The sequence below is a fragment of the Lysinibacillus sp. FSL K6-0102 genome (assembly GCF_038003545.1).
Taxonomy (GTDB): domain Bacteria; phylum Bacillota; class Bacilli; order Bacillales_A; family Planococcaceae; genus Lysinibacillus; species Lysinibacillus capsici.
Genome location: NZ_JBBOPH010000001.1, coordinates 1,316,838 through 1,336,688, shown reverse-complemented (window position 1 = coordinate 1,336,688; position 19,851 = coordinate 1,316,838). Strand labels below are relative to the sequence as shown.

Below are 19,851 nucleotides of genomic sequence, written 5' to 3'. Positions count from 1 at the left end.
GTAAAAATGTAGTTAAAAAGGTGCATATATTTCTTTAGTCACCATACTAATATTCGTTTTTTTGTAGACTTAATAGTTTTTATAGCCTATAATAATCCGTGTTATTATCAATAAACGAACATTAAGGTGGTTTTTATGTCTGAATATACGCATATTTTCAAAGGAACAGCTTTTACTAGTAAATCTGCTACTGACGTTCACATTTTAAAGGATTATTTATTTTTCATTAATGCTGAAGGCATGATTGTTAAAACTGTCGCTCCTGAACAAGCTGATTACCAACAACTATTAATTACATATCAAGATCAAAATAACTTCCATGCATTAGCTGAAGGCCAATATTTCCTACCGGGATTTGTCGATTTGCATGTACATGCACCTCAATGGGCACAATCTGGGACAGCTTTAGACATTCCTCTTTACGATTGGTTAAACACATATACTTTCCCTATCGAATCAAAATTCTCCGATTTAGCATTTGCTCAAGAAGTTTATGAGGATTTAGTAAGCACACTACTTGCCAATGGCACAACTACATCATTATATTTTGCGACGGTTCATAAGGACGCCAGTGTACTTTTAGCGAAAATCTGTGCTGAAAAGGGACAGCGAGGATTAGTCGGAAAAGTGGTCATGGACGATCCTGAACAGAATCCTGATTTTTATCGAGATGAAAACACGAAAACCGCATTAGAGGATACAGAGGAATTTATTTTAGCTGTAAAAGATTTAGCCAAAACGACTAAACAGGGTGTTTATCCTGTTGTCACGCCTCGCTTTATTCCAAGCTGTACGGACGGTGCCTTAAAGGGCTTAGGTGAACTGGCTGCGAAATACGATACACATATTCAATCACATTGTAGTGAAAGTGACTGGGAGCACGGCTACGTCAAAGAACGATTCAACAAAAATGATGCCGTTGCCTTACATGACTTTGGTTTGTTAGGTGATAAATCTGTCATGGCTCATTGTAATTTCTTAAGTGATGAGGATGCCCGATTATTTGCTGAAACTGGCACTGCCATTGGCCATTGTCCAATCTCTAATGCCTATTTTGCAAACAGCGTGATTCCAATCGCCCGCTTCCATGCAATGGGCGTTGACATTGGATTAGGCTCAGATGTTTCAGGTGGATTTTCTCCTAGTCTTTTTGATAATGCAAGACAAACTGTTATGTCATCGAGAATGCTAGAGGATGGTGTAGATACAACCATTTCCGCCGAAAAGCGTGGTGTCCCAAATTCACGCATTACAATAAATGAGGCCTTCTATCTTGCGACAGCTGGTGGTGGAGAAAGCTTAAGTCTTCCAATTGGCCGTTTACAGGAAAACTATACATGGGATGTACAAATTATCGATACAAAAATTCCTACTGCTAGGCTTCCGATTTTTGATCCAAATGAAGATTTACACGATATATTCCAAAAAATCATGTATCTTGTACGCCCAGAAAATATTCGCGAGGTATGGGTGCAAGGAAATAAAGTTCATACGAGAGGCTAATCATTCTCTTATTCTCTAATAAAAATCTATCATTTTGAGGTGTACAACTTCGTGGAAACACAACATAGAAAACTAACTAATCAAACAAAACAAACACAATTAACCGTGTTACCAGATGAAAAAATTTCGTTCGGTCAGTCTGCTCTACTCGGTTTACAGCATGTTATGGCTATGGATGTTTATGTGGTGCCCTTTTTAATTGCCATGCTAATCGGTCTACAAACTGGTCAGGCAAGCGCCTTGATTCAATCAACCTTTATTGCAGCTGGGGTCGCGACGATTGTGCAAACACACTTTTGTATGAAATTACCGATGGCACAAGGTCCATCCTATGTTCCACTTGGTGCCATTGTTGGAATCTATGCAGCAAGTGGTAGTGGTGATTTAGGTTGGAGTACTGTGCTAGGTGCTAGTTTAATTGGAGCCATTTTGGTTATTATTTTAGGCTATACAGGTATCTTCAATAAAATTGTCCAAACATTTATTCCACCAATTGTTGGTGGAACGATTATCTTTGTGGTTGGACTGTCCTTAATGCCTGTTGGTTTAAGAGATAATATTTTTAATGGTGCAGGCGCATCCATAAATCAAAACATTTATTTAGCACTTATCTCAGCATTCGTGTTAATTATCTGTGTCATGTTAGGCACAGTCTTCCATCAAAAAGGACGTCTATTCCGAATTGCTTCTGTCATCATTGCCTTAATTGCTGGTAGTATTGCAGCAAATATCATGGATGTTTTAGATTTATCTCCTGTATCGCAAGCCAAATGGTTTAGCATGCCACAAATTCCATTTGCAGATTTTAGTTTTAGCTTTAATATTTCTGCTATTATCACAATGGTCATTATATATATTGTCTTAATGGCTGAAACAACAGGAACATGGTTTGCCATTAGCAATGTCATCGACCAACCTTTAACAAATAAACAAATTAACCGTGGTGTTATTGGTGAAGGAATTGGCTGCTTTATTGCTTCTTTACTTGGCTCCACTCCTGTGACAGGTTACTCAACAAATGCAGGTGTTATCTCTATTACTGGGATTGCGAGCCGTCGTGTCTTTATAGCAGCAGGTATTTGGTTTATCGTCTTCGGCTTCTCTGGTAAATTAGCAGCACTCATCTCAGCAATTCCTTCAGCTGTTATTGGTGGTGTATTTGTGATCGTCTGCGGCATAATAGCCATTAGTGGTTTGCAGGTCATGAAAAATGAACATATTGGTGAAAAGGAAATGTATGTCATTGCAATTCCTGTTATTTTAACGTTAGCTTTGACATTATTGCCTGATGATTTCCTGTATTCCTTACCTACTACCGTGCAGTATTTATTTGGTTCGCCTATTGCAACCGCTGCGCTCGTAGCGATTTTCCTTAATAAAATTTTACCAAGCTCAAAATAGTAGCTATCTCAACGCACAGCATCTCTAGTCCATTCGGATTGCAGGTGCTGTGTCTATTTATTTTCTAAATTTCTGTTTCCTTCCCTATAAATCTGTTATACTAGAGCAAAAAAGTAGGGATTAGAATGGACTATGATGTCATAATAGTTGGTGCTGGCTCCATGGGGATGGCGGCTGGTTACTTTTTAGCAAAGGAAGGAAAAAATGTACTTATGCTAGATGCCTTTACTCCACCCCATGAAGAAGGTAGTCATCATGGGGATACAAGAATCATTCGCTTTGCTTATGGTGAAGGAGCTAGCTATGTACCTTTTGTAAAAAGAGCTGGCGAGCTTTGGCAAGAGCTAGAGTCTTTAGCAAATGAAAGCTTATTTTTACAAACTGGAGTAGTTAATATTGGAGAGCCAACATGTGCCTTTATTCAAAATGTGGAGGCTAGTGCTGCGCTCTATGATTTAGCACTTGAACACTATTCACCTGATGAGGCGATGAACAAATGGCCAGGGTTATTCTTGCCAAAAAATTTAGTTGCTTGCTTTGAACCCACAGCTGGTGTCCTTCGTGTTGAAGCATGTATCCAAGCCTATAAAAAATTAGCCTTGGAGGCGGGTGCAAGCCTCCGAACAAATGAAAAAGTATTGGCTATCCAAGCTGGTGATATTGTACAGGTACAAACAGTACATAATAGCTATAAAGCAAAGCAATTAATAGTAACGGCGGGTGCATGGGCAACAGAATTACTACAAACAGTAGACGTGAGCATACCCGTCACACCAACGCGGAAAACCTTTGCATGGTTTGAGGCAGATGAGCAGCTGTATCGTGATGAAGTTTTTCCAGCCTATTGCTTTGAATTTGCCGATTCAACCTACTACGGTTTTCCAAGTATTGATGGAGCGGGGTTAAAACTTGGACGACACGATGGTGGTGATGTGGTTAATCCAAACGACCCTCTACGTCCGTTTGATGCGTCTGATGCTGTTGACTTACAAAACTTCGTTGATCAGTTTATGCCTCAGCATGGAACGCTTAAATACGGAAAAACATGTAAGTATTCGATGACACCAGATGAAGATTTCATCATCGACTTTTTACCTGAACATCAGAATATTGTGATTGCTGCAGGTTTTTCTGGTCATGGCTTTAAATTTAGTAGTGCCATTGGGGAAGCTCTTGCAGATTTAATTGTAGAAGGCAAAAGTAAACAAGATTTATCTACCTTTAAACTTAGTCGATTTTAGCAAAAAAGGATCGGTACAACGGTTAGTCGTTGCACCAATCCTTTATTTTGTTAACATCGTTTGAAACTCTTGCCAATCATATAAACGTGGAAGATTTACATGCTGGTTATAAGATTGATTCTTTAAGATTACCTTAGTTGTCACATCATGAAGTGTCTCAAGTACTGCTGGTTTATCATCTACATAAATATCTAAAGCAAGCTCTTTTATAATGGCTACTTTTTCTGCATCTTGCATGCCACAAAAAAAATGACCGTCTGTTATGGGAAAGCCCTGTGCTTCCATCCAAGCTTTTGTTTGCGCACAATATTGTTTTGGACGAGATGTAATATAGTAAATGTCATGTCCCTGCTCTGCTAAAGTTTGGAGGGTTTTTAAAGCACCATCAAAAGATGGACAGTCCGTAAAATAGATCTCTTCCAATGCGCTATTCCACATGGCAGAACCCTCCTCATCTGTTAATCCAAATGGTTCATGAATTTCTACTCGTTGTATCGCTTGAAAGGTTTCAAAGGAAACCTTTTTGCCAAGCTTTCTATTATAAAGTAAAAAGGCATGTGCGCGTAAATCAATTAATGTGTCATCTATATCAAAGCCAAACTTCATCTGGTTGTTCGTCCTTTCACGAAGCCTTGTTTATAAAGTTAGAAGCAAATGTCTGCTCTTTTTCAATTTGTTTTGCTAATACTTCCTCAATGGCTTGCTCACGCATTTGTTGAAAATATTGTACGTTAAATTGTGCTAGTGTGTCTTTATTTAGCAATGACGCAAGACAATCTGCATCTTTTAGTGCACTATTCAGTCCAAAAGCGCCTGTTGGTGTCATTGTGTGAACGGCGTCCCCTAGCAAGACAAGGCCCTTTGTCCCCCAACTATTACAATGGCTACTAAAGACATCAAGCAAAACAAAATCCTGCCAGGAAGTTATCTGTGCCTGTACTGTCTTCGTTAATTCTGGAAATGCCTCCACAAGCTGCTGGATAAAGGGTGTAAATGCTAGTTTTCGAAGCTGAGGGAAACTACCTTGCTCAATATTCCAGCCTATTTGAAGATAACCGCCAACTTGTGTAAACAATGACAGCTGCTTATCATTGATGAGTGCCATTTTTATGGATGGTTCCCAATCAGCTGGTGCAGGAATTTTAGCCCACAGTAAATCAAAGCCATGCTTCTGTTTCTGAACATCAATATGTGCTTGCTTACGAATAGTAGAATAACGACCATCCGCACCGATAATTAACTGACTATCGATTTTTATAGGGTTTCCGTTTTTTATCGCCATAACGCCTCTATAATGACCAGTAGCATCCTCAATCAGCTTTGTAACCTTTGTATGTAGCAGGCATGTAAAGTTAGGGAACAGCTGTGCTTTTTGTAAAATTCCTTTTAATAAATTTGCCTGTGGTACATGAATGCCTAAATGTCCTATTGCTTCATCTGGAAGAATTGTTTTAAATGCTCTGCCACCAGCATAATACTCAAGCTTCTCCATTCGTAATATACCGAGTGCCTCGACTGCTTCGAAAAGATGGTGGCTTTTTAAAACAGCCTCCCCTTCCTCATTTAAATGCTCGCCACGAAATGCCTGACCAAGTGCTACATTTTGCTCTAATAAAATCACTGACAGCCCTTTTTTAGCAAGTAGGTAGGATAACAATGCACCAGCAGGACCTGCCCCTACTATACAGACATCTACTTGATAGTTCACTTTTTTTCACCCTGCTTTGGATAGGCAATAATACGCAAATCCTCGCCTATTTTATCAAATGATGCAAACTCAACATTCCATGCCTCATGCATGAGAGAGGGATTATAGCCGGCAAACGGCGTTAACGATAGATTTCCACCCAAAACTTTAGGTGCTATATATACTACATATTTATCGATTGCACCTTGCTGTAAAAAGGAAGCATTCATTTTACTTCCACCTTCTAGCAAAATATCTGTTATGCCGTGTATATAAAGCTTTTCAAGCATCTCATCAATCTGTAATCCATATTCATTTTTTTGTACGGGTAAAACTGTAACACCTTTTTCTGTAAATAAATGAATTTTTTCTTGGCTTACGTCGTCACTACAAACAAGAATCGTTGGTGCATCCTCTGTATTCAAGACATTTGCATTGTCAGGTGTACGTAGAGAACTATCCATAATAATACGTGTTGGATTTTTTCCATATCCTTCTTTTAGTCTTGTTGTTAAAGAAGGATTATCAGCAATGACTGTACCCACGCCAACTAAAATTCCATCTACTTCATGACGAATATGGTGAACATCCTCACGTGCACCCTCTCCAGTTACCCATTTTGAATGTCCTGTATGCGTAGCAATTTTCCCATCTAAAGTCATAGCAAATTTTGAAATAACAAAAGGACGATGCGTAAGCATATTGTGAATAAAACGCTCATTTAAACGGCGCGCTTGTTGCTCTAAAACCCCTACTTCCACCATTATTCCAGCATCTTGTAGCAATTGGATGCCACGACCTGCTACTGCTGGATTTGGATCTTGCATAGCAATTACCACTCGACTGACACCAGATTCCTTCACTAAATTGGCACAAGGAGGTGTCTTACCATAATGTGAACAAGGCTCTAACGTTACATATAACGTAGCACCCAGTGCATGCTCTCCAGCCATTCGAAAAGCATGCACTTCAGCATGTGGTTCCCCTGCTTTTCTGTGTAAACCTGTACCTACAATCACACCGTTCTTCACGATTACAGCCCCAACAAGTGGATTAGGGTTCGTATTTCCTTTAGCACTAGCTGCTAAATCCAAAGCCAGTTGCATATACTTTTCATCTACATTCATCATCATCGCAACCTCCACCTATTGCTTTTCACGTATATGTCCAGATTTTTCAACTTTCGTTTCTAAATAAAAACGATTCGTCTCTGTCAAACCGCCCCATAAAGGAACATGCCCTTCCGCAGCCATGCCACGAGCCTGTAATGCAGCCAATTTCTTCGGATTATTTGTAATAAGTGTTACTGGTTTGGTACGCAGTGTAGCTAATACCGCAAGTGCTTCGTCATAAGAACGTGTATCATCTGGGAAGCCAAGTGCATGGTTTGCTTCAACTGTATCGAGCCCTTCCTCTTGCAATAAATAAGCAAGAGATTTAGAGAATAGTCCAATACCACGACCTTCATGATCAGCTAAATAAAATATCGCACCACAGCCATGCTCAACTATCATTTTCATAGACTCATGCAACTGGTATCCACAATCACAACGCTGGCTGCCAAATATGTCGCCTGTGTGACAAATACTATGCATTCGGATTAAAGCATCTTCTGAATGGGTAAAATCACCATATACAAGCACAGAGGATTGTTGTAAAAATGCTAAATTAGCAGCGGCTAATCCATCAATGATTTCTTCTTTAGTTAAATTCGCATCAATTTTAAGCCAGTTATACCATTGAAAAGTTGCAGAAAAATCGCCTTGTTTTACAGGTAATTTCACTGGTCCAACTAGGCAAATATTCTCTGTATTTGTATGCTTTACTAACGTCATTTTATCTTTTACTAAGTCCATCACTTTAGTTGTAATTGTCATATTAATCTCCAACCTTCTATAGAAACAGTTGGCTAAATTCACCAACTGAGCACATGTATTTTCACATCACTTACATAACGTAACTTAGTTTATAATAATAACTAAAAAGTGTCAATCGACAGCTATTACTCTTTAATTATAATTATTAGCGATGATAATTTTATTATTACTTTTTCATCATATACTACTAGCTTATGGAGATGCTATTTTTTCTGTGCAGGCTAGTCTATAATAAGCTGTGGTACTGTAATGACGAAAGGAAGTTTAACATGAACTTAGAAAAAAATGTTCAACTAAAGCAACCAAAATATCAACAAATAGCCATTGATCTCGCCTCCAAGATTGTTGAAAGAAAATACAGCATTGGCGATAAAATATATGCAAGATCCTCTCTTGCCAGTCAATATAATGTTTCTGCTGAGACGGCAAGAAGAGCTATTGCCGTTTTGCAAGACTTAGAAATTGTTGAAGCTTCAAAAGGTAGTGGCGTAATTATAAAATCGTATGAAAAAGCGGCTCAATTCGTCAGACAGTTTCATGATGTACAATCGATTCATGAAATACAAAATGAGCTTTTGACAAGTATTCAAAAGCAACATCATGAATTGATTAATTTACAAGACAAGGCAAAGCAACTAATTAGCCGCACAGAGCATTACCGGTCAGTCAATCCGTTCATCCCCTATCAATTAGAAATGACAGCTGATAGTCCATGCATTCATCAAACTGTACAAGCTTTAAATTTTTGGCAAAATACTTCTAGTACTATCGTTGGTATTCGACGTGGCAATGAATTATTACTATCCCCTGGTCCTTATGTCTCATTTGAAGAAGGGGACATTATTTATTTTGTTGGAAATGATGAAAGTTTCGCTAGAGTTCAAAGCTTTTTATACCCAAATTAAAATCCGTTTAAGCGCTGATATAACAGCGTTTAAGCGGGTTTTTTCTTATTTGTCGATTTGACAAAAGTAACAACTCTTTGCTACAGTAAGGTTGTTACTTGTTTATTTTTGGGTATCATTATCCTCACATAGTAATAATCTACGAAAGGAGTGCTTCTATGGAAAAAATTAAAATAGAACACGTATCGAAAGTGTTTGGCAAACATATTCCCCAAGCACTAGAACTCGTTAAGCAACAAAAAAGTAAGACTGATATCTTAAAAGAAACAGGTGCAACTGTTGGAGTATACGATGCAAGCTTTACTGTCAACGAAGGAGAAATCTTTGTTATTATGGGATTGTCAGGAAGTGGCAAATCTACGCTTATACGGCTTTTAAACCGCCTAATTGAACCAACGAGCGGAAATATATATATCGATGGAGAAAATATTTCTACCATGGGAAAAGAAAGTCTACGGTCTGTACGAAGAAACAAAATGAGCATGGTTTTCCAAAACTTCGGTTTATTCCCCCATCGTACATTACTTCAAAATACCGAATATGGCCTTGAAATTCGAGGTATTTCAAAAGAAGAACGGCAAGCAAAAGCTGAACAGGCTTTAGAAAATGCTGGATTACTCGCTTATAAAGACCAGTATCCAAATCAGTTATCAGGTGGTATGCAGCAGCGTGTTGGTTTAGCACGAGCCCTTGCTAATGATCCTGAAATATTACTAATGGATGAAGCATTTTCAGCACTTGATCCATTGATTCGCAAGGAAATGCAAGATGAGCTACTCGATCTACAACAAACATTGAAAAAAACTATTTTATTTATCACACATGATTTAAATGAAGCATTACGCATTGGGGATCGCATTGCCATTATGAAGGATGGCTCTATCATTCAGATTGGTACGGGTGAAGAAATATTAACCAACCCAGCAAATGATTATGTCAAAACATTCGTGGAAGATGTGGATCGTTCTAAAGTATTGACAGCTGAAAATGTCATGGTACGTCCAGTTTATGTCAATACAGACCTAGATGGCCCTAAAGTGGCACTAAAGCGTATGCGTCAAGAGGCTGTAAGTTTATTAATGGCTGTTGATAAAAATAGACATTTAAAAGGCTATATCACTGCAGACGATGCACTAGCTGCAGCGAAGAAACAAGAGCAAACCGTCCATTCTATTGTGCAATCAGAAGTATTAACTGTTCCACCCGATATGCTACTACAGGATATTTTAGGGATGATTTATAATTCTCCTACTCCTATTGCCGTTGTGAAAGATGGTCGCTTGCTTGGTGTACTAATTAGGGGCGTTGTCATCCAAGCACTGTCAACTAGCGATGAGGAGGCCGAATCACATGAATAACTTTTTAGATAATATTCCAACATTACCACTAGCTCCGTGGGTAGAATCAGCTATGGACTGGTTGACGAGTAATTTTTCAGCGTTCTTTAACTCTATTCAGCAATTCGGAAAACTACTCATGAATCAGGTCACTGATTTATTAATTAGTATCCCAGCCATTATTCTTATACTTCTTGTCGTGATATTTGCCTTCTTCGTTTCAGGCAAAAAGTTAGGGCTTGCTGCATTCTCATTAATTGGCTTGTTGTTTATCTATAACCAAGGATTATGGACTCATCTTATGGAAACAACCACGCTTGTGATCTTTTCCAGTATTATATCCATCATCATCGGTATTCCACTAGGTATCTTAATGTCAAAATCAACGGTAGCTGAAAACATTATTAAACCAATACTAGATTTCATGCAAACAATGCCTGGCTTTGTCTATTTAATTCCAGCTGTTGCCTTTTTTGGTATTGGTATTGTACCTGGTGTCTTTGCATCCGTTATCTTTGCTTTACCCCCAACTGTACGTATGACAAACCTCGGTATTCGTCAAGTACCAAAAGAATTAGTGGAAGCTGCAGACTCCTATGGTAGTACAGCTAGCCAAAAATTATTTAAAGTAGAAATCCCCCTTGCTAAATCAACCATTATGGCAGGGATTAACCAAACCGTTATGCTGTCACTTTCTATGGTAGTTATTGCCTCTATGATTGGGGCTCCTGGTCTAGGACGTGAAGTATTAACAGCCCTTCAACGTACTCAAGTTGGGAATGGCTTCGTTGCAGGATTAGGCTTAGTTATTTTCGCGATCATTATTGACCGTTTAACACAAAGCCTCAATAAAAAGAAAGCATTATAGAAATGTCATCTTTCTTGCTACCATCCATCCTCCGGTGGATGTCGGCAGTTTGGATACAAAATGATGAAGAGAAAGGGAGATTCGATGAAACTGAAAACACTATCAAAGTTAGGAATGGCTCTAGGTCTAGGCTTCATGCTTGCTGCATGTAGTGGAGGCGACTCAGGCTCAAGTTCTGGAAAAAACAGTGATTCTAAGGAGGTAAACCTAGCCTATGTTGAGCGGGATACAGAAATTGCCTCAACGAATGTTGTTGGGCAGGTACTCGAAGATTTAGGTTATGATGTAACATTAACTCCTTTGGATAATGCGATCATGTGGGAGGCTGTCTCGAAAGGAGAGGCTGATGGAATGGTTGCTGCTTGGCTACCACATACACATGCTTCACAATATGAAAAATATAAAGCTGATTTAGATGAGCTAGGTGAAAACCTTGCTGGTGCAAAAATCGGTTTAGTTGTACCAAGCTATATGGATGTCAATTCTATTGAAGATTTATCTAATGAAGCAGATCATACAATCACTGGTATTGAGCCAGGTGCGGGCATTACTGCTGCTACAGAAAAAGCATTAGAAGAATATGATAATTTAGCAGATTGGAACTTTATTACTTCTTCTTCTGGTGCGATGACAACTGCATTATCAAAAGCACTGAAAGATAAGGAAGAGATTATTGTCACAGGCTGGTCACCACACTGGAAATTTGCGAAATATGATCTTAAATACTTAGAAGATCCAAAGGGTGTATATGGTGGAGAAGAAACGATTAATACATTCGTACGTAAAGGCTTAAAAGAAGATTTACCAGATGTATATTCAGTACTCGATAACTTCCACTGGACAGCAGAAGATTTAGAAAGTGTTATGTTAGAAGTAATGGATGGTAAAGATCCAAAAGATGCTGCGAAAGAATGGGTTGATGCTAATCCAGATAAAGTGGCTGAATGGACAAAAGACGTAAAAAAATAATATAAAAACAGGCACTCCTGCATAAGAGGAGTGCCTGATTAATTATGATAGCAATTTCAACATGATTGCTGCTCCTAATACAAGGACAATACAAACGATGCGTCGCCAGTCCTTAGATTCATTAAAAAACAGCATACCTAGCAGCGCTCCTCCAGCTGCACCAATCCCTGTCCAGATCGCATAGGCAGTACCCATTGGTAATGTTTCCATCGCATAGGCAAGGCCTGCAAAACTTAAGGTGAATGCACCAATCAACAGTCCTAAATTTTTCATACTCTTTGTCTTATTATATTTACTAATCATATATACGCCCAACATTTCACATAACCCTGCAACAACTAATGCCATCCATGCCATTATTTACTCACCTCTTGTTCCTTAGGCTCTCCTGTTACTAGCTTTAAGCCTACAACTCCTGCAAGTAACACAACAATACATATGATTTTTGCTAATTTCCACGGCTCTCCAAATAGCAAGCTATCCGCACATACAGTACCAGCTGTTCCTAATCCGACAAAGATTGCATAAACGGTCCCAACTGGTAGATGCTCACCTGCTTTAATGAGCAAATAAAAACTAATAAAAATGGCAATTGCTGTACCAATCCATTCTAGTACACTTGTTGCATGCTTTAACCCAATGACCCAGCCAACTTCAAAGCAAGCCGCTATCATGACGCTGATCCATTGTTTATTCATCATAAATCCCTCCATTTTATAAGACACGGCCGAATAATTGGATGATCCAACTACTTTTTCAGCATTCGCCAAATGACTTGATTTTAGCCAAACAAAAAAAGCCTGAAGAAACTGTCTTTAAACAGTATCTCCCAGGCTTTTATCCTTCCGTGTCACAAAATCAATTTGTGGTTTTCTCTCGGACCAGACTAGCAAGCGCTACGGAACCCTAGAAAACTTTTATTCGATTATTACTCTTAGTATAGCAAACTATTCAATGATTTTCCACTGGTACATAGCCAACCTTTTCTACCATTGCCTGCCCTTCCTCAGAAAGTATCCAATCAATCAGTTTCTGTACATTTTGATTTTCCGTTCCTGCTGTAATGGCATAAAATTCAGACACTAAAGGATATGTACCATTTTGAATATTTTCTTTTGTTGGTGCTACTCCATCAATGGATAGTAATTTGATCTTTTTGTTACCAACCATCTCTGTAGAATAATATCTAAACGTAAAGCCCAAGGCATTTTTATAATTTCGATATTGCGACACTTCACGAATGATTCCGCCCATTCCTGATGCAACATCTTCAGTGGGTGCCTCCATGATTGGCGTATTGCCCATCAGCTTTTCTAGTGTCGTTTGGCTTCCACTATCTGCTGGGCGTTGGAAAGCACGAATGGCCTCATCCTCCCCACCCACTTCACGCCAATTAGTTATTTCTCCAGCATATATTTTTTTGACCTGCTCAAGTGTTAAATTATCGATTTTATTTTTACGATGCACAAAAAAGACAAATGCCTCTCGACCAATTGGCGTCATATCAAATGTAAGTCCTTCCTTTTCTGCCTGCCATTCTTGTGAGGTGGACGGGGCTGCCACAAAGATCAAATCAACATCTCCAGCTATTAAATTTTGATAGGCCTCTGGTGTACGACTTACTTGAACTCTACTATTATATGGAGGATATTCCCCTTTGGGATAAGTAGCCTCCACAAAAGCCGCATATAAAGGGTACATGGCTGTTGCACCATCTAGTCGTGGTAATGACTCTGTCAATTGTAAGGAAGCTTTATTTTTCACTATTTCATTGCCAGGAACAAATGGCTGATAGACTGTTACATCAATTTCCGCATCAACAGTGGGAATACTCATTTTATAATAATGTTGAATCGGTTTAATGGCTGCAATCAACAGGGCGATTCCCATGACACCAAATAGCAAGCCCCTTCGTTTTTTTGTGTTGGTCCATTTAAACATACTACATACAATCCAGACAAATAAACAAATGGGTATAGTAAAGACCAAATTAATTAAATGCAGCCCACCACTCAATGTGATCATGAATGCCACTATTAATGTCACAAAGGACAAACCAATTAATATAGATACTATTTGTAATAATCTAAGCATACAAAGACCTCCTTAGTGTAATTTTACACTCCTTACACCAATGGTACCCGAAAGATAAAGCATTCACAACTATATATTCTGAAAATTATGGTAAAATTAATTTTGTCTGGATTTAATGAATGCTTTTTGTATGAAGGTGGTATATCAACTATAGAAAAGGGATCTTTTCGAAAATCTCAAAAAATCTCGACAACCTATGCTAGGGCATAATTGATACAAGTAGGAGGGTGTACATATGGCAATTGAAAAAGTACGTCGCCATTTAGCACAATGGCATGTTGAACACAAAATACAAGAATTAGAAGAAAGCTCCGCAACAGTTGAGTTAGCAGCACAGGCGCTTGGCTGTGAGCCAGAGCGCATAGCAAAATCTTTATCTTTTCTTGTAAATGATGGAGCGATCTTAATTGTGGCTGCTGGTGACGCAAAAATCGATAATGCAAAATATAAATCCGTATTTGGTACGAAGGCAAAGATGTTATCCAAAGATGATGTGGAGACGATGATCGGCCATGATGTCGGAGGTGTATGCCCTTTTGGTGTGAATGAGGGCGTAGCCATTTATTTAGATGAATCTTTAAAACGTTTTACTACAGTATTTCCAGCGTGCGGTAGTAGTAATTCAGCCATTGAGGTAACCATTTCAGAACTTGAAACATATGCTCCCTATAAAGAATGGATTGATGTCTGTAAAGGCTGGAATGAATAAGGACCAAACGATTGGCGATACTTTTAAAAGTCTCGCCAATTCATGTTGTTGAAAAAAGATAATATCGCTAGGAGAAATAATACCTTTTGGCAAGGTAAGGGTTGATTTCCGTCCGCCAGCGTCCTTTCCAGGGGGCGTCCAATGAGCCGCTTCTCTCACTTACGTTAGCTCCAGGGTCTCATCAGTGACGCTATGATCTGACCCCAAAAATATAAACTTTTTTACGAAGCTTTTCGATACTCAACGGGACTTTTTCCGTTGAGTTTTCTTTTAATCCGCTCATGATTGTAATAGTAAATATAATCTGCTAATGCTTTTGTAAATTCTACATAGTTTTTAAACGTAGTTGTGTACAGAAATTCTGATTTCAGAATACCAAAAAAGCTTTCTATTACGGCATTATCTAAACAATTTCCTTTCCGTGACATACTTTGCTTGATTTCATGCGTTGTCAATAACGCTTTAAAACGGGGTATTTGATATAACCATCCTTGATCAGAATGAATGATTAAGCCACTCTTTTTCGATAACTTTGTATACGTAAACGCCTTTTTAAAAGACTGTTGAACTAACTCAAAATTAGGTGATTTTGATACCTCATATCCAACGATTTCTCGATTGAATAAATCTAATACAGCCGATACATAGATTTTTTGACCGTTTATTTTAAACTCTGTGACATCGGTTACCCATTTCTGATTGGATGCAGTGGCTTCAAAATCACGTTGGATGACATTCTCTGCGACATAGCCGACTGTCCCTTTATACGAACGGTATTTTTTAGGGCGTACCGTCCCTTTTAAGCCCAATTCTTGCATCAATCGTTGTACCGTTTTATGGTTGATGAAAAAACCTTCATTTCGGAGGGCAAGACAAATACGACGATAGCCATAACGCCCCTTATGGTGATGAAAAAGTGTCTGGATTCGTTCTTTGATCGCCTGATATTTATCTGGTTTTACCCATTTTTGAAGATGATAATAATACGTACTTTTCTTGATTTTTGCCACTTTTAATAGAGCTTGAAGTGGAAATTCCAGCCTTAGCTCATACACAGCTCTCATTTTTTCTTCGGTTTGAATGCTTCCTTTTCTTGAACTAAGGCTTTCAACTTTTTTAAATAGGCATTTTCCATCCGTAAATACTCAATTTCCGCTTTTAACTCTTCCGTTGTTTTTTCATTTAAATCAGACGAAGGTGGTTGTTTTTTTGGCATTGATTGGTGCTCCTTTTCTATTTGATAGAGCACCTTTCCAGCCTTGGACATCCACTGTTTTTTCCATCTCCGAATGGTTTCACGAGAAGGAATATTAAACTTCGCAGCAGTCTGAAGGAGCGAATCGCCCGTCTCTATCAGGTGTTGAATTACTTTTATTTTAAAAGAATCTTCGTAATTCGTGAACCCTTGAGGACGAATAATTCCTTCAATGCCATGGTATCGATATAATTCAATCCATAATCGAACGTACTGTCGATCCCTCTGTAATCTATTGGCAATCTGATACGTACTTTCCTTTTCTTCAATGTAAGCTAGAACTGCGGCTAACTTTTGTTCATCAGAAATCACTAACTGCACCCCCTATATTAGATTTTTTAAGTCCAATATTTTGGGTGCAGTTCACTAAATCCCCTAGGAGTGACGCTGGCTCCTCTCCAATCAACCATTCTGCAAAGTGTCTTTACTTTTTTAATAGTAGCATAGTAATAAAATCGCCCATTATCTGCATTCATAGAGGGGATTAGCTCTTATTTTCAATGTGGAGAAGTGATGAGTGACAAGAAGTGAACACCTTCACTTTATTTGAAAACCTTTGCTAAAAAGATAACACTTCTGTAGGTTGGAGTGGAAGGCTACTTGACTCCGGTGGGATAGCGAGTCAGGCGAAACCCTGCACGGAGCGGAGCGAAGGAAGCGGTTCGACGCTCGCCCACAGGAAAGCAAGTAGCCTGCAACGGCAATCCATTTTCACCTTCTAAAAAAATTTTATGGGTGGTTTTGTTTTTCAGCACTATAGATTTGCTATTCCTTGTAACCAACCGCTAACCAATGTGAATCCCATTCTGTAATTTGATTGCCTACCCGACAGCTTAAACCACATGCACGATTATCAGCAACAAATGAGCCAATTAGCCACTTCTTAGCACGATATCCTTCTTTTAACTGCACTTTTCTGCTAGGCATCTCCACATACTGTTGGTAAATAAACAAATTATCATCATAGTGTTTGGATGTGGAAGCATTTACTCTCCGCCCACTTCCTGCGTAAATTTCTACTGTATTTCCCTCACGAGAATAAACAGGCTTCTTGACATAGGGTACATCATCGCGAATAAATGGTTCTGCTGTAAGGTATGTAGGAAGCATATATTGCAAAATAGCTGCTCGTTCCTCGGAAGTAAAGAGCAATGGATCATTTCTCCGCTCCCATATTAACCATAATAAGATTTTCGATTGTAATACATAGGCAGCAGGTGGATTAATAATGGCTAGCTGTCGTTTTTTGACAAGCTCTAAAAGATGCAAGCCAATGCGATCACCATCTGCTGCCACATCATCTATTAAAAACTCTACAGGGTGTGCGGGTCTAAATAAAATATCAATTTTCTCCATTGTAGGTGTATAAAGACCTTGTGCTACCTCGGACGTGTCATTAGAAAAGATAATAAGCTTTTGTATGGGCACATACTCAATGTCAAAAGGAATACAAGACTTGATAAACTGTACCTGGCAATACTCTTCGTAGTCCTCTTTCGCTGTTTTTCCTGTGATGACAATCTTCGGCTTTTTGACATTATGTAAATATTGAATGGCAGCAAAAAGAGCGCCCGACAATGCTTTTTGTAAGGCTGTTACATCATTGGGATTTTTATAGCCAAAATGCTGACATAGTGCGTCATTCATCTTGAAGGTTTCTTGTACAAGAAAAGGGGTTTCTCCATTTAACTCTAAACATTTAATGTAGCCCTCCTCTGTACAAATAAAATCAAATCGTGCCAGAATTGATTGCTGCTGTAAATAATCTAATTGAATATATGGGATCATTTCTGGTCGAATACCTAAGGCTAAGAGCTGATCGACCGATAAATGTTTAAATTGTTTCCCGACTTTTAAAAAGATGCGCCAAAGCATTTGTGTTGCATAATGAAGTTGATCAATTTGTTGCTTTGGCAATTCTAAAACATCATATAATGCGTACTCTAAATCCTCAAAGTCAGGAAAGAAGTCAGGGAATTTTGAGTAAAATGCTTGTCGTTGCTGTGTGTGATTCATCATGTTCTTCACTCCCTATCCTATCCTTACGAGGAGGACGAGCCGCCACGAGATGCCCCACCTGAACCAAAGCCCGATTTTCCTGTGCTTGAGGAAGAGCTATTGGAGTAGGAATTGGAACTCTTAGATGAACTATCCGTCGAATAGGAGCGTTGTCCACTCGAATAAGAATTTGATCCACTTGAAGTTGAGCTACCTGAAGTTGAACTAGCCTTATTTTGCGTACTGTTTGTTATACCATTTGTTTGTTTACTTTCATCCTTAGCGCTTGATGACGATCGTGGCACTGCTGAGCCGCCACCATTGTTTTGCTCATTCCGATCTGTACCATTTTTTAAATTGCGACTTTTATATATCGCACTTCCTATCATGGCTCCAGCCGTTGCATACATCAAACCATTAAAGAAATGCTGGGCATAGTAAGGTGAATTTTCATCGATACATTCAAAGGAACCATCATCACCTTCTTGCCATTCATCACAGGCATCAGCCATTTCACTATTGTAAACACTTTCTATTTCATCACTTGTATTTGCTTGATTTTGATCTTCAGTGATCTGATTAGAAGTAGTTAAAGGGTATTCTTCTGCTGTTTGAGTTTCACTATTTCCACATGCTGCAAGCTGCACAGCCATCAAAGATGCCGTTGTCACAGCCATATATTTTTTTATTTGCTTAGCCATATTATAAACGCTCCTTTATTTCTGGTACCTAGTTTACGATTATCTCCTATTTTAGGTTTCATTTTTTACAAAAACATACAATTTATTTTAGCAGAAAAAATCCCAAACAGTAGGATTGTTTGGGATTTACAGTATTTTACGATTGTTTGGACACGACTTTTTTTCCATAAGTCATATATCGCCATAATTTTTCAAATGGTCCTATTGTAAAGAACTTAAACCAAATCACGCTAAAAATTATTTGAATGATAAACGTAATACTCGCTATCACTACAATATCTGATGGTGAAACTACTTCTAGCCCCATTAATGAAATGATGGCTGTTCCAATAAAGCTTTGCGCTAAATAATTTGTAAAGGCCATTTGCCCCACACGTCCAATTGGCTGAAGTAGCTTCGCTATTGTTTTATGTTCTAATAGAATAAACAAACAACTTAGATAAAAATAGGTTGTTGGAACAACCCCTAAGCCAATGATAGATTGAAGCTGTTGGTCATCTGCTTGTGAGGCAAACCAAATCCATAATGAGAATCCAATAAAGAACGGGAAAGTACTATAAAGCAACCATTTTATTTTTTGACTATGCGCTCCAATGTGCCCAATCCAATCAGCTTTTGCTACTAAAAATCCACTTAAAAACATAATAAAGATGGCTACGGCATCATTGCCTAAAAAGCCAAATATAGCTGACGAAACTGCATTAGACGGCACATACATTTGTCCTAATAATGCCAGAATATGCAGTGTGATAATCGTAAACAACCATTTAAAAATGGTTGAAACCTTCGCAGAGTAAAATGGTAACAATAAAAAACCAATCACTGCGTAAATGGCTAGGATAGAGCCCCAAAAAATAAAAATATGAATAATACCTATAACCAATAGAGCCAATAAGCGTCTTGCAAAGCGCATTCTCGGTCTATCTCCCCGCGCTTCTGCACGTGTAGCAAAAATATAAAAACCAACCCCAAATAGGAATGAAAAGATAGAGAAAAATTTCTTTTCTATAAAAATATTAATAAGTGAATCAATAACCCCATTGATTCCACTCATATCAGGCATTGGTGCACCCTCCATCAAGAGCTGATAGGCACCTACATTAATAAATAAAATACCAAATAACGCTAATCCTCGTATAATATCTAAGGCAATGATTCGTTCTTTTTGTGTAACGGATGGATTCATGTTGAAAAACTCCTTATCTTTTATGCTATAACTAGCATAACTCCCCATCCTTACAAGTAATTATTTTTAAGCTTACAGGAACCTTACAAATCAAAAAGAATAGTCTTATAGTTTTTTATC

The 19,851-nt window shown here is 38.4% G+C and carries 20 protein-coding genes and 1 riboswitch; of the genes, 8 read left to right on the top strand and 12 right to left on the bottom strand.

What is annotated here, in order from left to right:
* The first annotated feature begins 135 nt into the window (after nt 1–135).
* The 3 genes from guaD to solA all read left to right on the top strand — a co-directional run bounded on the left by guaD (nt 136) and on the right by solA (nt 4,145).
* Nucleotides 136–1,503: a guanine deaminase gene (gene guaD / locus NYE73_RS06310; protein WP_259949929.1), complete on the top strand. Its 1,368-nt coding sequence runs from the start codon at nt 136–138 to the stop codon at nt 1,501–1,503.
* 51 nt (nt 1,504–1,554) lie between these two features.
* The gene (locus NYE73_RS06305) at nt 1,555–2,904 is read left to right on the top strand and encodes a uracil-xanthine permease family protein (protein WP_259949928.1); all 1,350 of its coding nucleotides are present in this window, start codon (nt 1,555–1,557) and stop codon (nt 2,902–2,904) included.
* A gap of 125 nt (nt 2,905–3,029) precedes the next feature.
* Nucleotides 3,030–4,145, top strand: coding sequence for an N-methyl-L-tryptophan oxidase (gene solA, locus NYE73_RS06300; protein ID WP_259949927.1), 1,116 nt, complete (start codon nt 3,030–3,032; stop codon nt 4,143–4,145).
* Nucleotides 4,146–4,187: 42 nt separating this feature from the next.
* Here the strand turns inward: solA and NYE73_RS06295 are convergent, their stop codons facing one another.
* The 4 genes from NYE73_RS06295 to NYE73_RS06280 are packed head-to-tail and all read right to left on the bottom strand — an operon-like array spanning nt 4,188 to nt 7,709.
* The gene (locus tag NYE73_RS06295; protein WP_259949926.1) at nt 4,188–4,751 is read right to left on the bottom strand and encodes a 5' nucleotidase, NT5C type; all 564 of its coding nucleotides are present in this window, start codon (nt 4,749–4,751) and stop codon (nt 4,188–4,190) included.
* Nucleotides 4,752–4,767: 16 nt separating this feature from the next.
* Nucleotides 4,768–5,853 (bottom strand): FAD-dependent monooxygenase, encoded by a 1,086-nt coding sequence (locus NYE73_RS06290; RefSeq protein WP_259949924.1) that lies wholly within the window; start codon nt 5,851–5,853, stop codon nt 4,768–4,770.
* Nucleotides 5,850–6,962, bottom strand: a complete 1,113-nt coding sequence (gene ribD / locus NYE73_RS06285; RefSeq protein ID WP_082148121.1) for a bifunctional diaminohydroxyphosphoribosylaminopyrimidine deaminase/5-amino-6-(5-phosphoribosylamino)uracil reductase RibD — start codon at nt 6,960–6,962, stop codon at nt 5,850–5,852. The genes NYE73_RS06290 and ribD overlap by 4 nt, the downstream gene beginning before the upstream one ends.
* Before the next feature lie 15 nt (nt 6,963–6,977).
* Nucleotides 6,978–7,709, bottom strand: a complete 732-nt coding sequence (locus NYE73_RS06280; RefSeq protein ID WP_048391249.1) for a GTP cyclohydrolase II — start codon at nt 7,707–7,709, stop codon at nt 6,978–6,980.
* Nucleotides 7,710–7,978: 269 nt separating this feature from the next.
* Between NYE73_RS06280 and NYE73_RS06275 the strand changes: the two genes are divergently transcribed.
* From NYE73_RS06275 to NYE73_RS06260, 4 genes are all read left to right on the top strand, one after another.
* Nucleotides 7,979–8,614, top strand: coding sequence for a TrkA C-terminal domain-containing protein (locus NYE73_RS06275; RefSeq protein ID WP_048391250.1), 636 nt, complete (start codon nt 7,979–7,981; stop codon nt 8,612–8,614).
* Nucleotides 8,615–8,772: 158 nt separating this feature from the next.
* Complete coding sequence (locus NYE73_RS06270) at nt 8,773–9,972, top strand: quaternary amine ABC transporter ATP-binding protein (RefSeq protein ID WP_048391251.1); 1,200 nt, start codon at nt 8,773–8,775, stop codon at nt 9,970–9,972.
* Nucleotides 9,965–10,819, top strand: a complete 855-nt coding sequence (locus tag NYE73_RS06265) for an ABC transporter permease (RefSeq protein ID WP_048391252.1) — start codon at nt 9,965–9,967, stop codon at nt 10,817–10,819. The genes NYE73_RS06270 and NYE73_RS06265 overlap by 8 nt, the downstream gene beginning before the upstream one ends.
* Before the next feature lie 84 nt (nt 10,820–10,903).
* A complete protein-coding gene (locus tag NYE73_RS06260; protein ID WP_340815186.1) occupies nt 10,904–11,788 on the top strand; it encodes a glycine betaine ABC transporter substrate-binding protein in 885 nt (294 codons plus the stop codon).
* Nucleotides 11,789–11,830: 42 nt separating this feature from the next.
* Here the strand turns inward: NYE73_RS06260 and NYE73_RS06255 are convergent, their stop codons facing one another.
* From NYE73_RS06255 to NYE73_RS06245, 3 genes are all read right to left on the bottom strand, one after another.
* Nucleotides 11,831–12,145 carry a DMT family transporter gene (locus tag NYE73_RS06255; RefSeq protein ID WP_048391256.1) on the bottom strand — a complete coding sequence of 105 codons (315 nt, stop codon included), beginning with the start codon at nt 12,143–12,145 and terminating at the stop codon, nt 11,831–11,833.
* Complete coding sequence (locus tag NYE73_RS06250; protein WP_259949918.1) at nt 12,145–12,486, bottom strand: DMT family transporter; 342 nt, start codon at nt 12,484–12,486, stop codon at nt 12,145–12,147. Before NYE73_RS06250 ends, NYE73_RS06255 begins: the two co-directional genes overlap by 1 nt.
* A 126-nt stretch (nt 12,487–12,612) precedes the next feature.
* A riboswitch (guanidine-I (ykkC/yxkD leader) is annotated at nt 12,613–12,709 on the bottom strand.
* A 30-nt stretch (nt 12,710–12,739) separates the two neighbouring features.
* On the bottom strand, nt 12,740–13,882 hold the full coding sequence (locus tag NYE73_RS06245; RefSeq protein WP_066036617.1) for a PstS family phosphate ABC transporter substrate-binding protein: 1,143 nt from the start codon (nt 13,880–13,882) through the stop codon (nt 12,740–12,742).
* Between the two features lie 235 nt (nt 13,883–14,117).
* On the opposite strand from NYE73_RS06245, the gene NYE73_RS06240 reads away from it, so the two are divergent.
* On the top strand, nt 14,118–14,591 hold the full coding sequence (locus NYE73_RS06240) for a YbaK/EbsC family protein (protein WP_054550618.1): 474 nt from the start codon (nt 14,118–14,120) through the stop codon (nt 14,589–14,591).
* 221 nt (nt 14,592–14,812) lie between these two features.
* Here the strand turns inward: NYE73_RS06240 and NYE73_RS06235 are convergent, their stop codons facing one another.
* The 5 genes from NYE73_RS06235 to NYE73_RS06215 form a co-directional block, all read right to left on the bottom strand.
* Entirely contained in the window at nt 14,813–15,655 is an 843-nt protein-coding gene (locus NYE73_RS06235) for an IS3 family transposase (protein WP_066038259.1), read from the bottom strand.
* On the bottom strand, nt 15,652–16,158 hold the full coding sequence (locus NYE73_RS06230; protein ID WP_066038258.1) for a helix-turn-helix domain-containing protein: 507 nt from the start codon (nt 16,156–16,158) through the stop codon (nt 15,652–15,654). Before NYE73_RS06230 ends, NYE73_RS06235 begins: the two co-directional genes overlap by 4 nt.
* Nucleotides 16,159–16,611: 453 nt before the next feature.
* Nucleotides 16,612–17,865: a glutathionylspermidine synthase family protein gene (locus NYE73_RS06225; RefSeq protein ID WP_103117652.1), complete on the bottom strand. Its 1,254-nt coding sequence runs from the start codon at nt 17,863–17,865 to the stop codon at nt 16,612–16,614.
* Between the two features lie 23 nt (nt 17,866–17,888).
* Nucleotides 17,889–18,545 carry a hypothetical protein gene (locus NYE73_RS06220; RefSeq protein WP_103117651.1) on the bottom strand — a complete coding sequence of 219 codons (657 nt, stop codon included), beginning with the start codon at nt 18,543–18,545 and terminating at the stop codon, nt 17,889–17,891.
* 136 nt (nt 18,546–18,681) lie between these two features.
* Nucleotides 18,682–19,731, bottom strand: coding sequence for a DUF418 domain-containing protein (locus tag NYE73_RS06215; protein WP_259950940.1), 1,050 nt, complete (start codon nt 19,729–19,731; stop codon nt 18,682–18,684).
* Between the last annotated feature and the right edge of the window lie 120 nt (nt 19,732–19,851).

What these genes read in the sequence shown, in the direction of transcription:
- NYE73_RS06295 (WP_259949926.1), bottom strand. Translation starts at nt 4,751, where the DNA reads ATGAAGTTTGGCTTTGATATAGATGACACATTAATTGATTTACGCGCA.
- NYE73_RS06260 (WP_340815186.1), top strand. Translation starts at nt 10,904, where the DNA reads ATGAAACTGAAAACACTATCAAAGTTAGGAATGGCTCTAGGTCTAGGC.
- NYE73_RS06235 (WP_066038259.1), bottom strand. Translation starts at nt 15,655, where the DNA reads ATGAGAGCTGTGTATGAGCTAAGGCTGGAATTTCCACTTCAAGCTCTA.
- NYE73_RS06225 (WP_103117652.1), bottom strand. Translation starts at nt 17,865, where the DNA reads ATGATGAATCACACACAGCAACGACAAGCATTTTACTCAAAATTCCCT.
- NYE73_RS06250 (WP_259949918.1), bottom strand. Translation starts at nt 12,486, where the DNA reads ATGAATAAACAATGGATCAGCGTCATGATAGCGGCTTGCTTTGAAGTT.
- NYE73_RS06220 (WP_103117651.1), bottom strand. Translation starts at nt 18,545, where the DNA reads ATGGCTAAGCAAATAAAAAAATATATGGCTGTGACAACGGCATCTTTG.
- guaD (WP_259949929.1), top strand. Translation starts at nt 136, where the DNA reads ATGTCTGAATATACGCATATTTTCAAAGGAACAGCTTTTACTAGTAAA.
- ribD (WP_082148121.1), bottom strand. Translation starts at nt 6,962, where the DNA reads ATGATGAATGTAGATGAAAAGTATATGCAACTGGCTTTGGATTTAGCA.
- NYE73_RS06270 (WP_048391251.1), top strand. Translation starts at nt 8,773, where the DNA reads ATGGAAAAAATTAAAATAGAACACGTATCGAAAGTGTTTGGCAAACAT.
- NYE73_RS06215 (WP_259950940.1), bottom strand. Translation starts at nt 19,731, where the DNA reads ATGAATCCATCCGTTACACAAAAAGAACGAATCATTGCCTTAGATATT.
- NYE73_RS06255 (WP_048391256.1), bottom strand. Translation starts at nt 12,145, where the DNA reads ATGGCATGGATGGCATTAGTTGTTGCAGGGTTATGTGAAATGTTGGGC.
- NYE73_RS06280 (WP_048391249.1), bottom strand. Translation starts at nt 7,709, where the DNA reads ATGACAATTACAACTAAAGTGATGGACTTAGTAAAAGATAAAATGACG.
- solA (WP_259949927.1), top strand. Translation starts at nt 3,030, where the DNA reads ATGGACTATGATGTCATAATAGTTGGTGCTGGCTCCATGGGGATGGCG.
- NYE73_RS06245 (WP_066036617.1), bottom strand. Translation starts at nt 13,882, where the DNA reads ATGCTTAGATTATTACAAATAGTATCTATATTAATTGGTTTGTCCTTT.
- NYE73_RS06275 (WP_048391250.1), top strand. Translation starts at nt 7,979, where the DNA reads ATGAACTTAGAAAAAAATGTTCAACTAAAGCAACCAAAATATCAACAA.
- NYE73_RS06265 (WP_048391252.1), top strand. Translation starts at nt 9,965, where the DNA reads ATGAATAACTTTTTAGATAATATTCCAACATTACCACTAGCTCCGTGG.
- NYE73_RS06240 (WP_054550618.1), top strand. Translation starts at nt 14,118, where the DNA reads ATGGCAATTGAAAAAGTACGTCGCCATTTAGCACAATGGCATGTTGAA.